Below are 15,239 nucleotides of genomic sequence, written 5' to 3'. Positions count from 1 at the left end.
CGCCGCATTCGGTGCGGCGACGTGCGGGAACAGTGCCGGAGGTTGTCGGGGGGCTCCGCTAATGTGCGTTGGGTGAGTGACAGCGGTGCGGTGAACAGTGACGCGAGTGCGGTGAGCCCGGCTACGGCGGAGCAGCGCGTCGAATGGCAGCGGTTGGCGGATGAGGTGCGTGAGCATCAGTTCCGCTACTACGTGCGTGACGCACCGATTATCTCCGACGGTGAGTTCGACACGTTGCTGCGGCAGTTGCAGGCGTTGGAGGAGCGGCATCCCGATCTGCTCACCCCGGATTCACCGACCCAGCTCGTCGGCGGCGGGTTCGCGACCGACTTCACCGCGGTCGACCACCTCGAGCGGATGCTGTCGCTGGACAACGTGTTCGACTTCGACGAGCTGCGCACCTGGGCGAGCCGGGTGGAGGTGGAGACCGGGCCGAACCTGCACTATCTGTGCGAGGTGAAGATCGATGGCGTTGCGCTGAACCTGGTCTACGAGAACGGCAAGCTGGTGCGCGGCGCGACCCGCGGCGACGGACGCACCGGCGAGGACGTCACGCTCAACGCGCGCACCATCGAGGACATCCCCGGCGAGTTGACGCCGACCGACGAGTTCCCCATCCCGACGCTGCTCGAGGTGCGCGGCGAGGCGTACATGCGGCTGGCGGATTTCGAGACGCTCAACGCGTCGATCGTGGCCGAAGGCAAACCGCCGTACGCCAATCCGCGCAATACCGCGGCGGGCTCGCTGCGACAGAAGGACCCGTCGGTCACCGCGCGCCGCAGGCTGCGGATGATCTGCCACGGCTTCGGCCGCATCGAGGGCTACACCCCGACCTCGCAGCACGAGGCCTACCGCGCGCTCGCCGCCTGGGGCCTGCCGGTCTCCGACCACACCAAGCTGGTGCATGGCATCGACGCCGTCATCGAGCGCGTCGAGTACTGGGGCGAGCACCGCCACGATATCGAGCACGAGATCGACGGCCAGGTCATCAAGATCGATGAGATGGCGCTGCAGCGTCGTCTCGGCGCCACCTCGCGGGCCCCGCGCTGGGCGATCGCCTACAAGTATCCGCCGGAGGAGGCGACGACCAAGCTGCTGAACATCGAGGTGAACGTTGGCCGCACCGGCCGGGTCACCCCGTTCGCGGTGATGGAACCGGTCTCCATCGCTGGCTCGACGGTCGAGATGGCCACGCTGCACAACGCCTCGGAGGTCAAGCGCAAGGGCGTGCTGATCGGCGACACGGTCACCATCCGCAAGGCGGGCGACGTGATCCCCGAGGTGCTCGGCCCGGTGGTCGACGCGCGCACCGGCGACGAGCGCGAGTTCGTGATGCCGACGCACTGCCCGGCGTGCGGCACCGAGTTGGCGCCGCAGAAGGAGGGTGACGCCGACATCCGCTGCCCCAACCAGCAGTTCTGCCCGGCGCAGCTGCGCGAGCGCGTCTTCCACGTCGCGGGCCGCGGCGCCTTCGATATCGAATCGCTCGGCTACGAGGCCGCCAATGATCTGCTGAAGTCGGGTGCGATCACCAACGAGGGCGACCTGTTCGACCTCGATGAGGCGACGCTGCTCACCACCACGCTGTTCGTGAACAAGGACGGCGAACTGTCCGCCAACGGCAGGCGGCTGCTGGAGAATCTGGAGACCGCCAAGAATCGGCCGCTGTGGCGAGTGCTCGTCGCACTGTCCATCCGGCACGTCGGTCCCACCGCGGCGCGGATACTTGCCCGCGAATTCGGCAGTCTCGACCGGATCCAGGACGCCTCGTCCGAGGAACTGGCCGCCGCCGACGGTGTCGGCCCGACCATCGCGGCCGCGGTCGCGGAGTGGTTCACCGTCAACTGGCATCACGAGATCGTGGACAAGTGGCGCGACGCCGGTGTGCGGATGGCCGACGAACGCGACGAGTCCATCGAGCGCACCCTGGCAGGCCTGTCGATCGTGGTGACCGGCTCGCTGGAAGGATTCTCGCGCGACGGCGCCAAGGAGGCGATCCTGATTCGCGGCGGCAAGGCCGCGGGTTCGGTGTCGAAGAAGACGGCGTTCGTGGTGATCGGTGATTCGCCGGGGACGAAGGCCGCGAAGGCGGAGGAGCTCGGCGTGCCGATCCTCGATGAGGACGGGTTCCGATTGCTGTTGGCGGAAGGGCCGGACGCGGTGGTACCCGCCGCGGCGAGCGCGGATGCCGAGGCGGAGGCGGAAGAGTAAGCGAGCGAGCGGTATTCGCCGGGCGCGGTGCGCTGTCGGCGAACAGTGCTTGACCTGAACTTCACTTCAGGTATGAGGATGGAGCGGTAGGTAACTACCAGGAGGTTCTCATGGCTCGTCCCACGGCACTGATCACCGGCGCGTCCGCCGGACTCGGGTTGGCGCTCGCTCGCGCACTCGTCCAACGCGGTTGGCGAGTGATCGGCACCGGTCGACGGGCCGAGCGGCTGACGCGGGTGTCCGAGGAACTCGGCGCCGCGTTCATCGCGATTCCCGGCGATGTGACCGATCCGGCGCATCGCGCGCTGCTGGCCGAAACAGTAAGCGGCGCCGGGGAACTCGCGCTGATCGTGAACAATGCGAGCAGGCTCGGGCCGAGCCCGCTCGCCCGGCTCGACGACTATCCACTCGACGAACTCGAACTGGTCTACCGGACGAATGTCCTTGCCCCGCTGGCAATTCTGCAGTTCGCGCTGCCACTGCTCGCCGCGGGCGGCAGCGTGGTGAACATCAGCTCCGACGCCGCGATCGAGCCGTATCCCGAATGGGGCGGCTATGGTTCGTCGAAGGCCGCGCTCGAGCAGCTCACCGCGATTCTGGGCGCCGAGCATCCTGAGCTGTCGATCTACGCGTTCGATCCCGGCGACATGCGGACCGAGATGCAGCAGGCCGCGTTCCCCCGCGACGACATCTCCGACCGGCCGGAACCCGACACCGTCGTGCCCGCATTGCTGCGCCTACTGCACGAGAAACCGAAGAACGCGCGCTATTCCGCCGCCGATTTCGCGGTAGGTCGCGCCTCATGACGGTCACGTTGGCGCAGCGCTCCTTTGTCCTGCCGCCCGAACGCAATGCCGTCGCACCGCCAGAGGCGCGCGGGTTGGCCCGCGACGAGGTCCGCCTGCTCGTCGCCGGAGATCAGCTCACGCACGCACGGTTCCGCGAACTGCCGCGGCAGCTGCGGCCGGGTGACCTTGTGGTGGTGAATAATTCGGCAACCATGGCGGCAGCGGTCGACGGCCGGATGGCTGATCGACCGATCGCTGTGCACTTCGCGACGTGGCTGGACGACGGCGGCTGGGTGGTGGAGGTCCGCACCACCGCGCGCACTCCTTTTCCCGCAGAGGAGCTTTCGGCGGGGATGATCATTCAGCTGCCGGCGGGTGCGCGAGCCACGCTCCGTGAACCGTGGCTGGCCGGTGCGCGTCGCCTGTGGGTGGTTGATGTCACGACTGATCCGCGTTGTCTACTGGAGGTTTACGGCTACCCGATCACCTATTCCTATGTGCCGCAACGGTGGTCAGCGTCGTACTACGCGACTGTCTTCGGACGGGTCCCGGGTAGCGCGGAAATGCCCAGCGCGGCAAGGCCGTTCACCGAACGACTGGTTCTCGACCTGATCTCCGCCGGTGTCGGGATCGCGCCGATCACCTTGCATACCGGGGTGTCCTCGCCGGAGGCGGGTGAACCGCCGAGCCCGGAACGTTTCGTCGTCTCGGATTCGACAGCACGCACGGTGAACGACGTGAAAGCCGCGGGCGGTCGCATCATCGCTGTCGGCACCACCGTCACCCGCGCGCTGGAGACCGTTACCGACCCATCGGGCCGCGTACGTGCGGCGCACGGGTGGACCGAGCTCGTCCTCGGCGCGGATCGTCCGGCCCGCGTGGTCGATGGGTTGATCACCGGCTGGCACGCGCCCGGTGCTTCCCACCTGGATCTGCTGGTCGCGGTGGCCGGCGAAACCGTTGTCCACGAAGCATATTCGGTGGCATTGGACACGGGGTATCTCTGGCACGAGTTCGGTGACAGTGCCTTGCTACTGCGCGAGCGGTGAGCGGCTACCCGGCATTCGGAAGTCGCAGGGGTCAGTTGGGCGTAACGGCGACAGTCGCGCTCTGCTGGCCCGCGATCGGGAATCGCCCGCAGGTTCCGTTGCTCAGTTCGAGCCTGGTGGTGACGGGCTTCTTCTTGGCGTTCAAGTAGACGGCCTCGGCGACGACATCGGCCCCGGTCATCGAGCAGACCTTCGAGATCGTCTCCGCGCTGTAGCTCGCGCTCCCCGTCTGACACGAGGGATCGGCGTTGGCGAAGAAGATCCGCGCTGAGCCGTCCGGACACGTCTCGGCGACGGCCTGCGGCGCGACGACCACTATCGACCCAAGGGTGATGGCGGCGGCGACGGAGCTTCGGACTACAAGACGACGAACCGTCATACCTATCGCTACCCATCAGTTTCGAACGTTCCAGCAATAACGGCACACGAACAAGTCGTGGCGTCCAGCATGCTAACCCGTAACCAGCGTCTTTGTCGGCCTATCGGCGCGCACCACCCGCCAACGCTCGTGCTATGCGCATTCGCTATGAATCATCTTCCGTCCAGTGCGTGGCAGCCCCTGCTGTCGCGGCGTGTCGACGGGGACGAAAGGATGGCGGGATGCTGCGCAGTTTTCAGGTGACGAATCACAGATCGCTGGCCGAGGGGCAGGAACTACGGCTGACCAAGGGGGGTGGGCCGGTCGCGGTGCCGGTGACCGCCATCCACGGTGCCGCGGCGGCGGGCAAGACGAACCTGATCGATGCGCTCGGGCAGATGCGCGACGCGGTGCTGCATTCGGTGACCGGCTGGGACCCGTACGCCGGACCTGCGCGGGCGCCGCATCTCGGATTCCCGGACCGCCCTTCGGAATTCGTGGCGGGCTTCGTGGCCGAAGGGGTGCCCTACACCTACGGCTTCCGGCTCGACAGTGCCGACGTCACCGCCGAGTGGCTCTACACCCAGCCGCGCTCGCGCAAGCGAATTGTGTTCGAGCGCAACGGTGATCAGATCAAGATCGGTCCGATGTTCGAGGCGGCGCGCTACGGGATCGCCGCGCTGGTGCCGCTGGTGCGCCCGAATGCGTTGCTGCTCAGCCTCGCTGGGCAGATGTACGCCGATGCGCTGGTGCCCGCCTACCGCTGGTTCGAGTCGATGCTGGAGGTGCAGCTCGGCCCGGCCGATCCGGCGGCCATCGCGCATCGGCTCGGCGGGCACATTTCCCGCTCGCCGGAGAATGCCGCGCGCCTGCTCATGCTGCTGCGCACCGCCGAGCTCGGCATCACCGATCTGCTCATCGCCGAGAACGATCCGATGTACGCGGACTACCTGCGCGACCTGGACGCCGACATCGCCGCGCTCGGCAAGCAGATCGAACTGTGCGCCACCTCGGCCGACTTCGCCGACCGGCTGCTGCGCGAGAACGGCTTCACCCCGGTGCTGCTCGAGCGTGAGCTGACCAATCTGAAGGCCGCCAGGGACGCGCTGTACACGCGGATGGTTGCCCGGCGCGGGGTCGGGCTCGGTCTGGTGCACGACGGCATCACCAACCCGTTCGACATCACCGATGAGTCCGCCGCGACCCAGTCGCTGCTGCGCGTCCTGCCGACCATGCTGGACGCACTCGACTCCGGGCGTGTCCTCGCCATCGACGATATCGGCGCGCACCTGCCCGCCGAGGAGACCGACCGCCTGATCCAGCTTTTCCAGAACCCGGAAACCAATTCCCATGGCGCCCAACTGATTTACACCACCAACAACCGCGCGCTGATCGATCGTGGCAACGGGCGTTCTTCGCGCACCCGCAGCGCGGTCTGGCAGGTTCGTCGCACCGAACACGGCACCAGCGAGCTCGCCACGGTGTAGCGACCGGCGGTGGTCGGGTTTGTCCGCCGGGCGCAATAGCATGGGGCCATGCTGGAGTTCGGAATGCTGCTGATCATGATCGTCGCCCTGGTCGGCGTGGTCGCGGTGTATCTGCGCGGGCGCGGCAGCTTTCGGCCAGCGCAGGGGGAGACCGGCACGCTGTACGTCACTGGGGTGAGCCCGCGGCCGGACGATGTGGTCGGCGAGCAGTACGTGACCATCACCGGCAATGTGACCGGTTCGTCCGTGCAGGGCACCGTGGTCTACGGGCGCTTCGCGTGGGACGTCAACGCGTGGCCGTCGATCGGGGATCTGATCACCGTTGTCTACCCGGCGGGCAAGCCGGAGCGCTGGCGGATCGCGCATCCCGGTGCCCGCCCGAGCCTCGGCTCCTGACGTTGGCATGTGTGACGTAGACCGTTCTACGTCGGATGGCACGATGCCTGGTATGGATGCGAAGGCAGGTACCGGCGCCGAGAACGTGGGATTGGTCATCCGGACGGCGGAGCCGGACGAGTACGACGCGGTCGGCGCGCTGACCGTGGATGTCTATGTCGGGGAAGGCTTTGTCCGCGCGGACACCCCGTACGCCGCTGAGCTGGCCGATACCGCGCATCGCGGCGCGTCCGCGCAACTCCTGGTGGCGACGCACGCCGACCGGATCGTCGGCTCGCTCACCGTCGCCCGCCCCGGCACTCCGTACGCGGAGATCGCGCGCCCCGGCGAACTCGAGTTCCGCATGCTCGCCGTCTCGAAGACGGCACGCGGCCTCGGCGCGGGAACCGCGTTGGTGCGCACCGTAATCGACATAGCCAAGGCCGAGGGCTTCCACGCAATAGCCCTCACCACCATGCCCGCCATGACCGACGCCCGCCGCATCTACGACCGCTTCGGCTTCACCCCCACCCCCGACCGCGACTGGCACACCCCCTCAGGCGAACTCCTCACTGTCCTCCGCCTAGACCTCCAGAGCTAACGCCCAACGGGACATGACGGCGCGGCTACCCGCACATTCGCGCCGCCATGTCCCGCTCGCTGCGGAGGAGTCCGTCGAACGGGACATGAGGGCGCTGCCACTCGTGCTTTCCCGCCATCATGTCCCGCTCGCGGCAAAGCCGTCCGTCGAATGGGACATGAGGGCGGCGCCACTCGAACTTTCGCGCCACTATGTCCCGCTCGGGGGCGGAGGTGTTCTTCGGATGGGACATGAGGGCGCTGCTTCTCGTGCTTTCGCGCCACCATGTCCCGCTCGCCGTAGAGGTGTTCATCGGTCGGGACACGAGGGCGGCGCTTCTCGCACTTTTGCGCCACTATGTCCCGCTCGCCGTAGAGGTGTTCATCGGTCGGGACACGAGGGCGGCGCTTCTCGCACTTTTGCGCCACTATGTCCCGCTCGCCGTAGAGGTGTCCGTCGCTCGGGACATGAGGGCGCTGCTTCTCGTGCTTTTGCGCCACCATGTCCCGCTCACTGTGGAGAAGACGTCGGACAGGGAGATGACGTCGATCGGGGAGATGACGGCGCTGCTTCTCGTGCTGTCCCGCCACTATGTCCCGCTCGCCGTGGAGTTGTCCGTCGGACGGGACATGAGGGCGCTGCTTCTCGTACTTTTCCGCCACCATGTCCCGCGCGTGGCAGAGCTTTCCATCGGATGGGACATGAGGGCGGCGCTGCTCGTACTTCTCCGCCACTGTGTCCCGTTGGCGGCGGGGAAGGGTCAGCCGAGGACGGTGGCGACTATTCCGGCGAGGTAGCCGAGGCGGGCTACTTCGGAGGGGCGGAAGTCGGGGCCGCCGGGGCGGCCGAGGAGGAGGACCTTGCCGGTGTTGCCGAGGGGGGCGGCGGCGAGTTTGGTGTCCATGTCGCGCCAGATCTCGGGGACCCATTCGGACTCGGGGTCGAGGGTAGCTGGCTTTTCCAGCGGCATCCACGGCGCCGAACCCGCTTGTGTCTCCGGCGCACTCGGGCTGCCGACCACGCGGTAGGCGCCTTGCGGGCCCATGTCGATGATGGTGCTCCAGCCGACGCGCAGCACTCGGGGCACGCCGTCGACGAGCACCTGCAGCCGGTCGTCCTTGGCGCTGGCGACCTGGTCGATGAGTTCGAGTTCGCGGTGGGTGTCCAGCACGCCGGAGTACGGGCGGATGGAGTCGACGCGCACATCGCCGATCGATTCGGCGGCGGTGATCAGTGTGTCGGGTAGCGCGCCCTGGGGCACCTCGACGACGAGGTCGTCGACGGCGAAACCGGCGCCGCGTTCCACCACGTCCAACGAGAGAATGTCGGCGCCGACGGAGCCGAGCGCGAGCGCGAGGGCACCGAGGCTTCCCGGTCGATCCGGAAGTTGCACGCGGAGCAGATACGACACGTGCGTTCCTTTCCTAGGGCGGCCGAGGCTCTCAACGGATACCCGGGTCACGCAATACTTACACCCCCGCGCCCCAGTAATCGACTCGAAGTACGGCCAGTGATGTACGCCACGCGGCGATTTCGTGACAATACGGCGTGTCGAACTAGTTGGGAAACCGTGTCGTAGAACCGGATCGACCGAATCATTGCCGTGCGCGGCTCGCCAAGCCTACCGCCGGGTTCGGACACAAGCGGCAGGTGTCGCACTGTTGTAGCGAGGCTGCGCCCGATATGCGATGTTCGCCCGGAATGGTCCGTATCCCGTTGTGCCCCTGCGACACAATCGCACTGGCCGAGGCGTAGGCATCGCGCTGTTGCCGATGGGAAGGGTTGCACCGATGGGATGTGTCGTGTCCTGTGGGATCGGGTGTATCCCCTCGTGCGCGGGTGGCGCGATCGCGTTGGCCAGGGGCGCGGGGGTCGGTGTCGCGTTGTTGGCGGTGGCAAGGCAGCACCGATTGGATATGCCATGTCCCGTCGGACTGTGGGTGTCCCGTTGCGCCCGCGTGACGCGATCGCGTTGGGTCGAGGCACGGGCGGCCGGTGTCGCGTTGTTGTAGCTACGCTGCGCCCGATATGCGATGTTCGGCCGGAATGGGCGTATCTCGTTGTGTCCCTGCGACACAACCGCGCTGGCCGAGGCGTAGGCATCGCGCTGTTGCCGATGGAAGGGCTGCACCGATGGGATGTGTCATTGTCCTGTCGGATCGGGTGTATCCCGTCGTGCCCGTATGACGAGATCGCGTTGGGCCTGGGCCTGGGCCTGGGCGCGGGTGGTCGGTGTCGTGTTGTCGGCGGTGGCAAGGCGGTCCTCGATGGGTATGTCATGTCCTGTCGGATCGGGCGTATCCCATCGCGACTGTGCGACTCCCATTGCGTCCGTGTGGCGTGATCGTGTTGGGCCGGGGTGATCGGTGTCGTTGTGTTGGTGGTGGCGATGGATAAGTCATGTCCGGTCGGATGGGTGTATCCCGTTGCGCCCGCGTGATGCGATCGCGTTGGGCCGAGACATGGGCGGCCGATGTCGCGCTGTTGCGGCCAGGCTGCGCCCGATATGCGATGCTCGCCTGGATGGTCCGTGTCCCGTTGTGCCCTACGTCGCGACCCGCGCGGGCCGAGGGCATAGGCGCCGTGCTGTTGCTGGTGGCAAGGCGGCATCGACGGGATACGTCATGTCCCGTCTAGATACGTCACGGCCCGTCGGGTCGGGTGTATCCGGTCGTGCCCGTGTGGCGTGATCGCGTGGGCTGAGGCGCGGGTGGTCGGTGTCGTGGTGTCGGTGGTGGCAAGGCGGTCCTCGATGGATATGTCGTGTTCTGTCGGATCGGGCGTATCCCATCGCGACCGTGTGACGCGATCGCGTTGGGCCGGGGTGCGGGTGGTTGGTGTCGGTGGTGGCAAGGCGGTCCTCGATGGATAAGTCATGTCCGGTCGGACTGGGGTGTATCCCGTTGCGTTCGTACGATGCGATCGCGTTGGGCTGAGGGATGGGTGGCCGGTGTGGTGTTGGTGTCGGTGGCTAGGCTGTACCGGTTGGATATGTCGTGTCCTATCGGATACCTCGTATCCTGTTGCGTCCCTGCGACGCGATCCCCACTGTTGAAAACGAAGCCGAAAGGGGTCCCGCGGTGCCCGCCATCTCCCGTGACGAGGTAGCACACCTCGCCCGGCTGTCCCGGCTCGCGCTGTCCGAAGCCGAACTGGATCAGTTCGCCGGTCAGCTGGATTCGATCCTGAGCCACGTGCGGACCATTTCCGAGGTCGCCGCCGCCGATGTCCCGGCCACCGCGTCGCCGAACCCGACGACGAACGTGACCCGACCCGACGTGGTCGTGCCGTGCCTGACCCCGGAGCAGGCGCTGTCCGGCGCCCCAGCGGCCGAGGAGCAGAAGTTCATGGTTCCGCAGATCTTGGGAGAGCCCGAATGAGCGAGCGCAGCGAGCGAACAACAGGCGCAGCCGACTGGTCGGTTATGCCGGAGCCGAGCGTCAGCGAGGCGCAGGCAATGAGCGAGCGCAGCGAGCGAACAACAGGCGCAGCCGACTGGTCGGTTATGCCGGAGCCGAGCGTCAGCGAGGCGCAGGCATGAGCGACCTGACCGCGCTGTCCGCGGCGGAACTGGCCGACAAGATCCACGGCGGCGAGGTGTCCTCGGTGGAGGTCACCCGTGCGCACCTGGATCGGATCGCCGAGGTCGACGGCGAGTACCACGCGTTCCTGCACGTGTCGGGGGAGCAGGCGCTCGAGGCCGCCGCCGCGGTGGATGCCGCGATCGGCTCCGGTGCCGCGCCGGCGTCGCCGCTGGCCGGAGTTCCGTTGGCGCTCAAGGACGTTTTCACCACCACCGACATGCCGACCACCTGTGGATCGAAGATCCTCGAAGGCTGGGTTTCGCCCTACGACGCGACGCTGACCACCCGGTTGCGCGCGGCGGGCATCCCGATCCTCGGCAAGACCAACATGGACGAGTTCGCGATGGGTTCGTCCACCGAGAACTCCGCCTACGGCCCCACCCGCAACCCGTGGGACACCTCCCGCATCCCCGGCGGCTCCGGCGGCGGTTCGGCGGCCGCGCTTGCCTCGAACCAGGCGCCGCTGGCCATCGGCACCGACACCGGCGGCTCGATCCGCCAGCCCGCCGCGGTGACCGCGACCGTCGGCACCAAGCCGACCTACGGCACGGTGTCGCGCTACGGCCTGGTCGCCTGCGCGTCCTCGCTGGACCAGGGCGGCCCCTGCGGACGGACGGTGCTGGACACCGCGCTGCTGCACGAGGTGATCGCCGGATACGACCCGCGCGACTCCACCTCGCGCAACGTGGCGGTGCCGCCGGTCGTCGCCGCGGCCCGCGAAGGTGCCAAGGGCGACTTGAGTGGCGTGAAAGTCGGTGTGGTGAAGGAACTTCACTCCGACAGCTACCAGCCGGGCGTGCTCGAATCCTTCGACGCCGCCGTCTCGGTGCTGAAGGAACTCGGCGCCGAGGTGATCGAAGTGTCTTGTCCGCACTTCGAATACGCGCTGTCGGCCTACTACCTGGTGATGCCGTCCGAGGTGTCGTCGAACCTGGCGCGCTTCGACGCGATGCGCTACGGCCTGCGCGTCGCCGACGACGGGCAGCACAGTGCCGAGCAGGTGATGGCGGCCACCCGCGCCGCCGGATTCGGCCCGGAAGTCAAGCGCCGCATCATGATCGGCACCTACGCGCTGTCGGCCGGTTACTACGACGCGTACTACGGTCAGGCGCTGAAGGTCCGCACGCTGATCGCGCGCGACTTCGACAAGGCCTACGAGCAGGTCGACGTGCTCGTCTCGCCGACGAGCCCGTTCACCCCGTGGAAGCTTGGCGAGAAGGTCGACGACCCGCTGGCCATGTACCTGTCCGACCTGTGCACCCTGCCGACCAACCTGGCGGGCCACCCCGCCATGTCGGTCCCGTCCGGGCTGAGCAAGGACGACGGCCTGCCGGTCGGCTTCCAGATCATGGCCCCGGCCTTGGCCGACGACCGCCTGTACCGCGTCGGCGCGGCCTACGAGGCAGCCCGCGGCCCCATCGCCTGACCGGTACGCGAACTTCGCACACCTGCTTGGGACTTCGCACACCGGCCAGCTAGCCGACTGGTGTGCGAAGTCCCGACGCGGTGTGCGAAGGAAACCCGGGCCGAGCTGGACGACCTCGAATTGGCCACCGACCGGCTTTGTCGACGTACGCGATATCGCCGAGGTCGCGGAGTTGACCGCCGGACGCCCCGTCGGCGGCGAGATCGAGTTGAGCGGTCCTCGAGAACTGCACCTGAGCGAGGTGGCCGCCGCGCTCGGCAGACCGGTGCGCTATCTCGACGTCCCGCTCGACGAGCACTGGCGGGCGCGGTTCACCGAAGCGGGTGCGTCGAGTTCACGGTCGATGGTTTGGCGGGTCTGTACCGGAACTACCGGGCGGAGCGAGCATCTGGACTCGGCGACGGCGTGCGCCGGGTGCTCGACGTGACCCGAGGTCGATCGAGGTGTTCGCCACCGAGGTACTGGCCCCCGCTGCCGCCTGACTCACACTCCGAGAGCAGCGATGAGGTGCTCGCCCGCCAGAAAGCACGTTCCCGCACACCTTTTCGCGGGGATGCCGGTCGTCTTCAAGATCATGGGGAACTGGTGGCGGGGGCTTCTCGCACGATGCCGCCACCAGTTCCCCATGATCTTGGTCAGCTGACGCGCAACGACTCGGCTCGCTGTTTGACGCCCGCGGTCATGCCCGCGAAGCCGCGTTGGAGGTGTTTGCCGAGCAGGGCCACCACGACGGGGTGCAGCCAGCCCGCGAGTTCGAAGTGGGACTCGTAGCGGGTGCGGTCGCCGTCTAGCGGGGTGAGGGTGTGTGAGCGCAGGCTGTGCAGGGTGCCGAGGGGGACCGGCTTCATCGAGTAGCTCAGCTCGTGGCCGGGGGTGTGCGAGCGGATGAATTCGCGCTGGCGGCGGGGCTTGGGGCCGAGGTGCACGAGCATGTCGATCGGCTCGCCGGGGACCAGCGAGCTGCGGCATTCGCTGACGAAGGGGTTCCACTCGCCGTAGCGGGGGAAATCGGTGATCACCTGCCAGACGAGGTCGGCGGGCGCGTCGATGTCCACGGTGGCGTCGATGACAAAGGCCATGTCGGCAATTAGAACATGTTCTATGTCAGCAGGTGCCCATCGCGGTGCCCTGGTCGGTGCCGTAGCGGTGGCCGTGGCCAGCCGGCGCGTCGAGGGCCGCGAGCAGGTCGGCGGTCGTCTGCACGAAGCTGACCACCGGAAGCCACTGGGGCAGTGGGGCATCCAGACGGGCGCCGGTCAGCTCGGGCGCGCGCCACAGCAGGGCGGGGGACCAGTGGACCACCGGGTCCGAGCTGTTGGCGAGCACGGTCGCACCGGCGCGGTGGACCTGTCCGGCGGGCGGTCCGGCCCAGAGGGCGGCACAGGTGCGGCGATCCTGGTCCGCGTCATCGGCGAAGACGGAGCTGCCGCCGATCGCGCCGAGGCTTTGTCCGTAGAGGTAGAGCTTGGGCCTGTGGTCGAGCGTGCGGATCCGGTTCGCCACGGCGGTGAACAGTGCCCGCGCGGCGTCGACCGCCTCGTCGCGGCCGAAGACGAAGGTCACCCAGCTCGGTGCGTAGGAGTACTGCAGGCCGACGAGGGCGACGTCGCCGCCGAAGCGTTGGTCGAAGCCGCGCACGGCATTGCTGTCGATCCAGCCCGAACCGGTCGGCACCATCACCACGAGGTTCGATCGTTCGAAGGCGCCGGAGCGTTCCAGTTCCCGAACGGCCAGCGCGACACGGGATTTCAGATCCGGTGCCGATTCCACCCCGACGTAGACCCTGGCCGGGCCAACGGGCGCACCGCTGACGAACTTGCGCCCTTCGGCACCGAGCGACGACCAGCTCACCGCCGATTCCGCACTACCCGACCTGGCATCCGAAACGGGCTGCACCAGAGTCGGATCCAGCTCCGCATTGGCACCGGCATACGCCGCCTGCTGCCACCCGACCACCGCGGGCGCCGCAAGGAGGTACACCAACGCCGAGGTGACCACGGCAAGCGAAACCCCACGCGCCCAACCCAACTTGCGCAGCATCCACCCCACCGCCTGGGCGACCCCCGCGGCCGCCCCGACAATAAGCGCCGACTCGATCAACCACCGCGGCCAGTAGCCGACCCCGATCGGCGCCGTACTCATGGCCGCCCGCAACAGATTCTGCCAATGCCCGGCCAGCGCGACCGCGCCGACAACCAGCGCCGAAGTCGCGATCAACAACGGCAGCCGGACCCGAGGCAGTCGGTGATTGATGTCGAAACCCCAGCGCCGCACCACGAATCGAACGATCCCCGCGATCCCCAACGCCAGCGCGACGAGCAACCCGGTCAGAATCGCCTGCGCCCCAGGCGTACGCGGCAGCAGTCCCGGCGCGAGCGACACCAGCGTGCCAACCCCGATCGCCAGCGTCGTCCCGATGCGGGGCAGCGAGAGCCGTTGTGTCGCAGCCGATACCGCGGTGACCACCCACTGCGGCCAACGGACTGCACCGTGCCGCAGCGTAGTTCGTGCCCGGAGGTCGTCGAAGCCGAACGGGATCGGTCCCGACGGAATGCTGGTCATCGCTGAACCCCCAGTAGCTCAGTGGTATTCATCGGCGCCGAACCGGCGCTAGCCCGCTTCCTATTGCGCATCGTGAGCACCGCACCGAGCCCGGCCAATCCCGCACCGAGCACCCCGAGCAGCGGCCACCTGGTGGCCGAGCCGTTCTCGGCCGCATCGAAGACCGGTTCGACAACCGGGGCGCCGTAGTCCTGACGGCGCGAATTCAGATCGACGAAGGTGCTGGCGATCGAGGCCATGGCATTGCAACGGGCCCGCGAGAACGGATCGACCCGGCCTTCGCACGCCTCGTGCATGTGCCGATCGAGGGTGCTGTCCAGCGCCTGCCGCGCCCACGGCCCGAGCGGTTCGCCGCGCTGGTCGGCGTAGCGCAGCAGGTCGTAGCCGAGGTCGTGCGCCTTGCACGAGGTCTCGAACTCGGCGGGCAGCGTCACCGGCGACGAGCAGTCACCCTGCGGATTCACCACAAGTCCGTCCAGGGTGCTCGGCCGGTAGCCGAACTCCGCAGTGAAGTCGTCCGAGATGTCCTCAACCGAACCGGGCCCGCCCGAGGTGAGGTCGGCGACCGCGGCGCTGGCCATGGCGCTCTCGACCGGCGCGGACACGCTCGCCGCCGCGGCATGCGGCGCGGGCGCGAGAAATACGGTGGCCGCCATGGTGGTCAGCGCGGCGGCGGTCAGTGCCGCGGCCCGTCGCTTCGCGGAACCGGTTGTGGCGGAAGAGGAAAGGGGGGCGCCTGCGGCCGGTGCGGACCCGGTCGCGGGTCCCGCGTTGGTCGGTGTGCTCATGATCTAGAGGCTAGGAACCCACCCCGCGTAC

16 protein-coding genes are annotated in these 15,239 nt (G+C 67.9%); 11 read left to right on the top strand and 5 right to left on the bottom strand.

Annotation, left to right across the window (positions count from 1 at the left end; translation table 11 throughout):
- Positions 1-90 precede the first annotated feature (90 nt).
- The 3 genes from ligA to OG203_RS14150 all read left to right on the top strand — a co-directional run bounded on the left by ligA (position 91) and on the right by OG203_RS14150 (position 4,048).
- Positions 91-2,211 (top strand): NAD-dependent DNA ligase LigA, encoded by a 2,121-nt coding sequence (gene ligA / locus OG203_RS14160; RefSeq protein ID WP_405167873.1) that lies wholly within the window; start codon positions 91-93, stop codon positions 2,209-2,211.
- Positions 2,212-2,321: 110 nt separating this feature from the next.
- Positions 2,322-3,017, top strand: coding sequence for an SDR family oxidoreductase (locus OG203_RS14155; protein WP_405166106.1), 696 nt, complete (start codon positions 2,322-2,324; stop codon positions 3,015-3,017).
- Positions 3,014-4,048, top strand: coding sequence for an S-adenosylmethionine:tRNA ribosyltransferase-isomerase (locus tag OG203_RS14150; protein WP_405166105.1), 1,035 nt, complete (start codon positions 3,014-3,016; stop codon positions 4,046-4,048). The genes OG203_RS14155 and OG203_RS14150 overlap by 4 nt, the downstream gene beginning before the upstream one ends.
- 31 nt (positions 4,049-4,079) lie before the next feature.
- Here OG203_RS14150 and OG203_RS14145 read toward each other — a convergent pair whose 3' ends face one another.
- Positions 4,080-4,427: a hypothetical protein gene (locus OG203_RS14145; RefSeq protein ID WP_405166104.1), complete on the bottom strand. Its 348-nt coding sequence runs from the start codon at positions 4,425-4,427 to the stop codon at positions 4,080-4,082.
- 221 nt (positions 4,428-4,648) lie between these two features.
- Here OG203_RS14145 and OG203_RS14140 point away from each other — a divergent pair, with 221 nt between their 5' ends.
- The 4 genes from OG203_RS14140 (at position 4,649) to OG203_RS14125 (ending at position 7,645) form a co-directional block, all read left to right on the top strand.
- Positions 4,649-5,893: an ATP/GTP-binding protein gene (locus OG203_RS14140; RefSeq protein ID WP_405166103.1), complete on the top strand. Its 1,245-nt coding sequence runs from the start codon at positions 4,649-4,651 to the stop codon at positions 5,891-5,893.
- 48 nt (positions 5,894-5,941) lie between these two features.
- Complete coding sequence (locus tag OG203_RS14135) at positions 5,942-6,289, top strand: hypothetical protein (RefSeq protein ID WP_405166102.1); 348 nt, start codon at positions 5,942-5,944, stop codon at positions 6,287-6,289.
- 52 nt (positions 6,290-6,341) lie between these two features.
- Positions 6,342-6,869 (top strand): GNAT family N-acetyltransferase, encoded by a 528-nt coding sequence (locus OG203_RS14130; protein ID WP_405166101.1) that lies wholly within the window; start codon positions 6,342-6,344, stop codon positions 6,867-6,869.
- A gap of 230 nt (positions 6,870-7,099) precedes the next feature.
- On the top strand, positions 7,100-7,645 hold the full coding sequence (locus tag OG203_RS14125) for a hypothetical protein (RefSeq protein WP_405166100.1): 546 nt from the start codon (positions 7,100-7,102) through the stop codon (positions 7,643-7,645).
- Here the strand turns inward: OG203_RS14125 and OG203_RS14120 are convergent.
- Entirely contained in the window at positions 7,609-8,259 is a 651-nt protein-coding gene (locus OG203_RS14120) for an amino acid-binding protein (RefSeq protein ID WP_405166099.1), read from the bottom strand. The genes OG203_RS14125 and OG203_RS14120 overlap by 37 nt on opposite strands.
- A 1,669-nt stretch (positions 8,260-9,928) precedes the next feature.
- Here OG203_RS14120 and gatC point away from each other — a divergent pair.
- From gatC to OG203_RS14100, 4 genes are all read left to right on the top strand, one after another.
- A complete protein-coding gene (gatC, locus tag OG203_RS14115) occupies positions 9,929-10,228 on the top strand; it encodes an Asp-tRNA(Asn)/Glu-tRNA(Gln) amidotransferase subunit GatC (protein WP_405166098.1) in 300 nt (99 codons plus the stop codon).
- Positions 10,225-10,389, top strand: coding sequence for a hypothetical protein (locus OG203_RS14110; RefSeq protein WP_405166097.1), 165 nt, complete (start codon positions 10,225-10,227; stop codon positions 10,387-10,389). The genes gatC and OG203_RS14110 overlap by 4 nt, the downstream gene beginning before the upstream one ends.
- Positions 10,386-11,858: an Asp-tRNA(Asn)/Glu-tRNA(Gln) amidotransferase subunit GatA gene (gene gatA / locus OG203_RS14105; RefSeq protein WP_405166096.1), complete on the top strand. Its 1,473-nt coding sequence runs from the start codon at positions 10,386-10,388 to the stop codon at positions 11,856-11,858. The genes OG203_RS14110 and gatA overlap by 4 nt, the downstream gene beginning before the upstream one ends.
- An 82-nt stretch (positions 11,859-11,940) precedes the next feature.
- Positions 11,941-12,285 carry a hypothetical protein gene (locus OG203_RS14100; protein WP_405166095.1) on the top strand — a complete coding sequence of 115 codons (345 nt, stop codon included), beginning with the start codon at positions 11,941-11,943 and terminating at the stop codon, positions 12,283-12,285.
- Positions 12,286-12,493: 208 nt separating this feature from the next.
- On the opposite strand, the gene OG203_RS14095 is transcribed toward OG203_RS14100, so the two are convergent.
- Genes OG203_RS14095 through OG203_RS14085 form a run of 3 tightly spaced genes read right to left on the bottom strand, consistent with a single transcriptional unit; the run spans position 12,494 to position 15,208 of the window.
- Positions 12,494-12,937: an SRPBCC family protein gene (locus OG203_RS14095; protein ID WP_405166094.1), complete on the bottom strand. Its 444-nt coding sequence runs from the start codon at positions 12,935-12,937 to the stop codon at positions 12,494-12,496.
- A 25-nt stretch (positions 12,938-12,962) separates the two neighbouring features.
- Positions 12,963-14,420 (bottom strand): alpha/beta-hydrolase family protein, encoded by a 1,458-nt coding sequence (locus OG203_RS14090; RefSeq protein ID WP_405166093.1) that lies wholly within the window; start codon positions 14,418-14,420, stop codon positions 12,963-12,965.
- On the bottom strand, positions 14,417-15,208 hold the full coding sequence (locus tag OG203_RS14085; protein WP_405166092.1) for a hypothetical protein: 792 nt from the start codon (positions 15,206-15,208) through the stop codon (positions 14,417-14,419). Before OG203_RS14085 ends, OG203_RS14090 begins: the two co-directional genes overlap by 4 nt.
- Between the last annotated feature and the right edge of the window lie 31 nt (positions 15,209-15,239).

Origin of the sequence: Nocardia sp. NBC_01499 (genome assembly GCF_045040275.1) — a bacterium.
Classification (GTDB): domain Bacteria; phylum Actinomycetota; class Actinomycetes; order Mycobacteriales; family Mycobacteriaceae; genus Nocardia.
Note: the sequence above shows the minus strand (reverse complement) of the source record. Positions and strands in the feature narration are given on the sequence as shown.

Bases quoted from the DNA above. Each gene is read 5' to 3' on its own strand.
- OG203_RS14155 (WP_405166106.1), top strand. From the start codon at position 2,322: ATGGCTCGTCCCACGGCACTGATCACCGGCGCGTCCGCCGGACTCGGG.
- OG203_RS14150 (WP_405166105.1), top strand. From the start codon at position 3,014: ATGACGGTCACGTTGGCGCAGCGCTCCTTTGTCCTGCCGCCCGAACGC.
- OG203_RS14145 (WP_405166104.1), bottom strand. From the start codon at position 4,427: ATGACGGTTCGTCGTCTTGTAGTCCGAAGCTCCGTCGCCGCCGCCATC.
- OG203_RS14140 (WP_405166103.1), top strand. From the start codon at position 4,649: ATGCTGCGCAGTTTTCAGGTGACGAATCACAGATCGCTGGCCGAGGGG.
- OG203_RS14135 (WP_405166102.1), top strand. From the start codon at position 5,942: ATGCTGGAGTTCGGAATGCTGCTGATCATGATCGTCGCCCTGGTCGGC.
- OG203_RS14130 (WP_405166101.1), top strand. From the start codon at position 6,342: ATGGATGCGAAGGCAGGTACCGGCGCCGAGAACGTGGGATTGGTCATC.
- OG203_RS14125 (WP_405166100.1), top strand. From the start codon at position 7,100: ATGAGGGCGCTGCTTCTCGTGCTTTCGCGCCACCATGTCCCGCTCGCC.
- OG203_RS14110 (WP_405166097.1), top strand. From the start codon at position 10,225: ATGAGCGAGCGCAGCGAGCGAACAACAGGCGCAGCCGACTGGTCGGTT.
- gatA (WP_405166096.1), top strand. From the start codon at position 10,386: ATGAGCGACCTGACCGCGCTGTCCGCGGCGGAACTGGCCGACAAGATC.
- OG203_RS14095 (WP_405166094.1), bottom strand. From the start codon at position 12,937: ATGGCCTTTGTCATCGACGCCACCGTGGACATCGACGCGCCCGCCGAC.
- OG203_RS14090 (WP_405166093.1), bottom strand. From the start codon at position 14,420: ATGACCAGCATTCCGTCGGGACCGATCCCGTTCGGCTTCGACGACCTC.
- OG203_RS14085 (WP_405166092.1), bottom strand. From the start codon at position 15,208: ATGAGCACACCGACCAACGCGGGACCCGCGACCGGGTCCGCACCGGCC.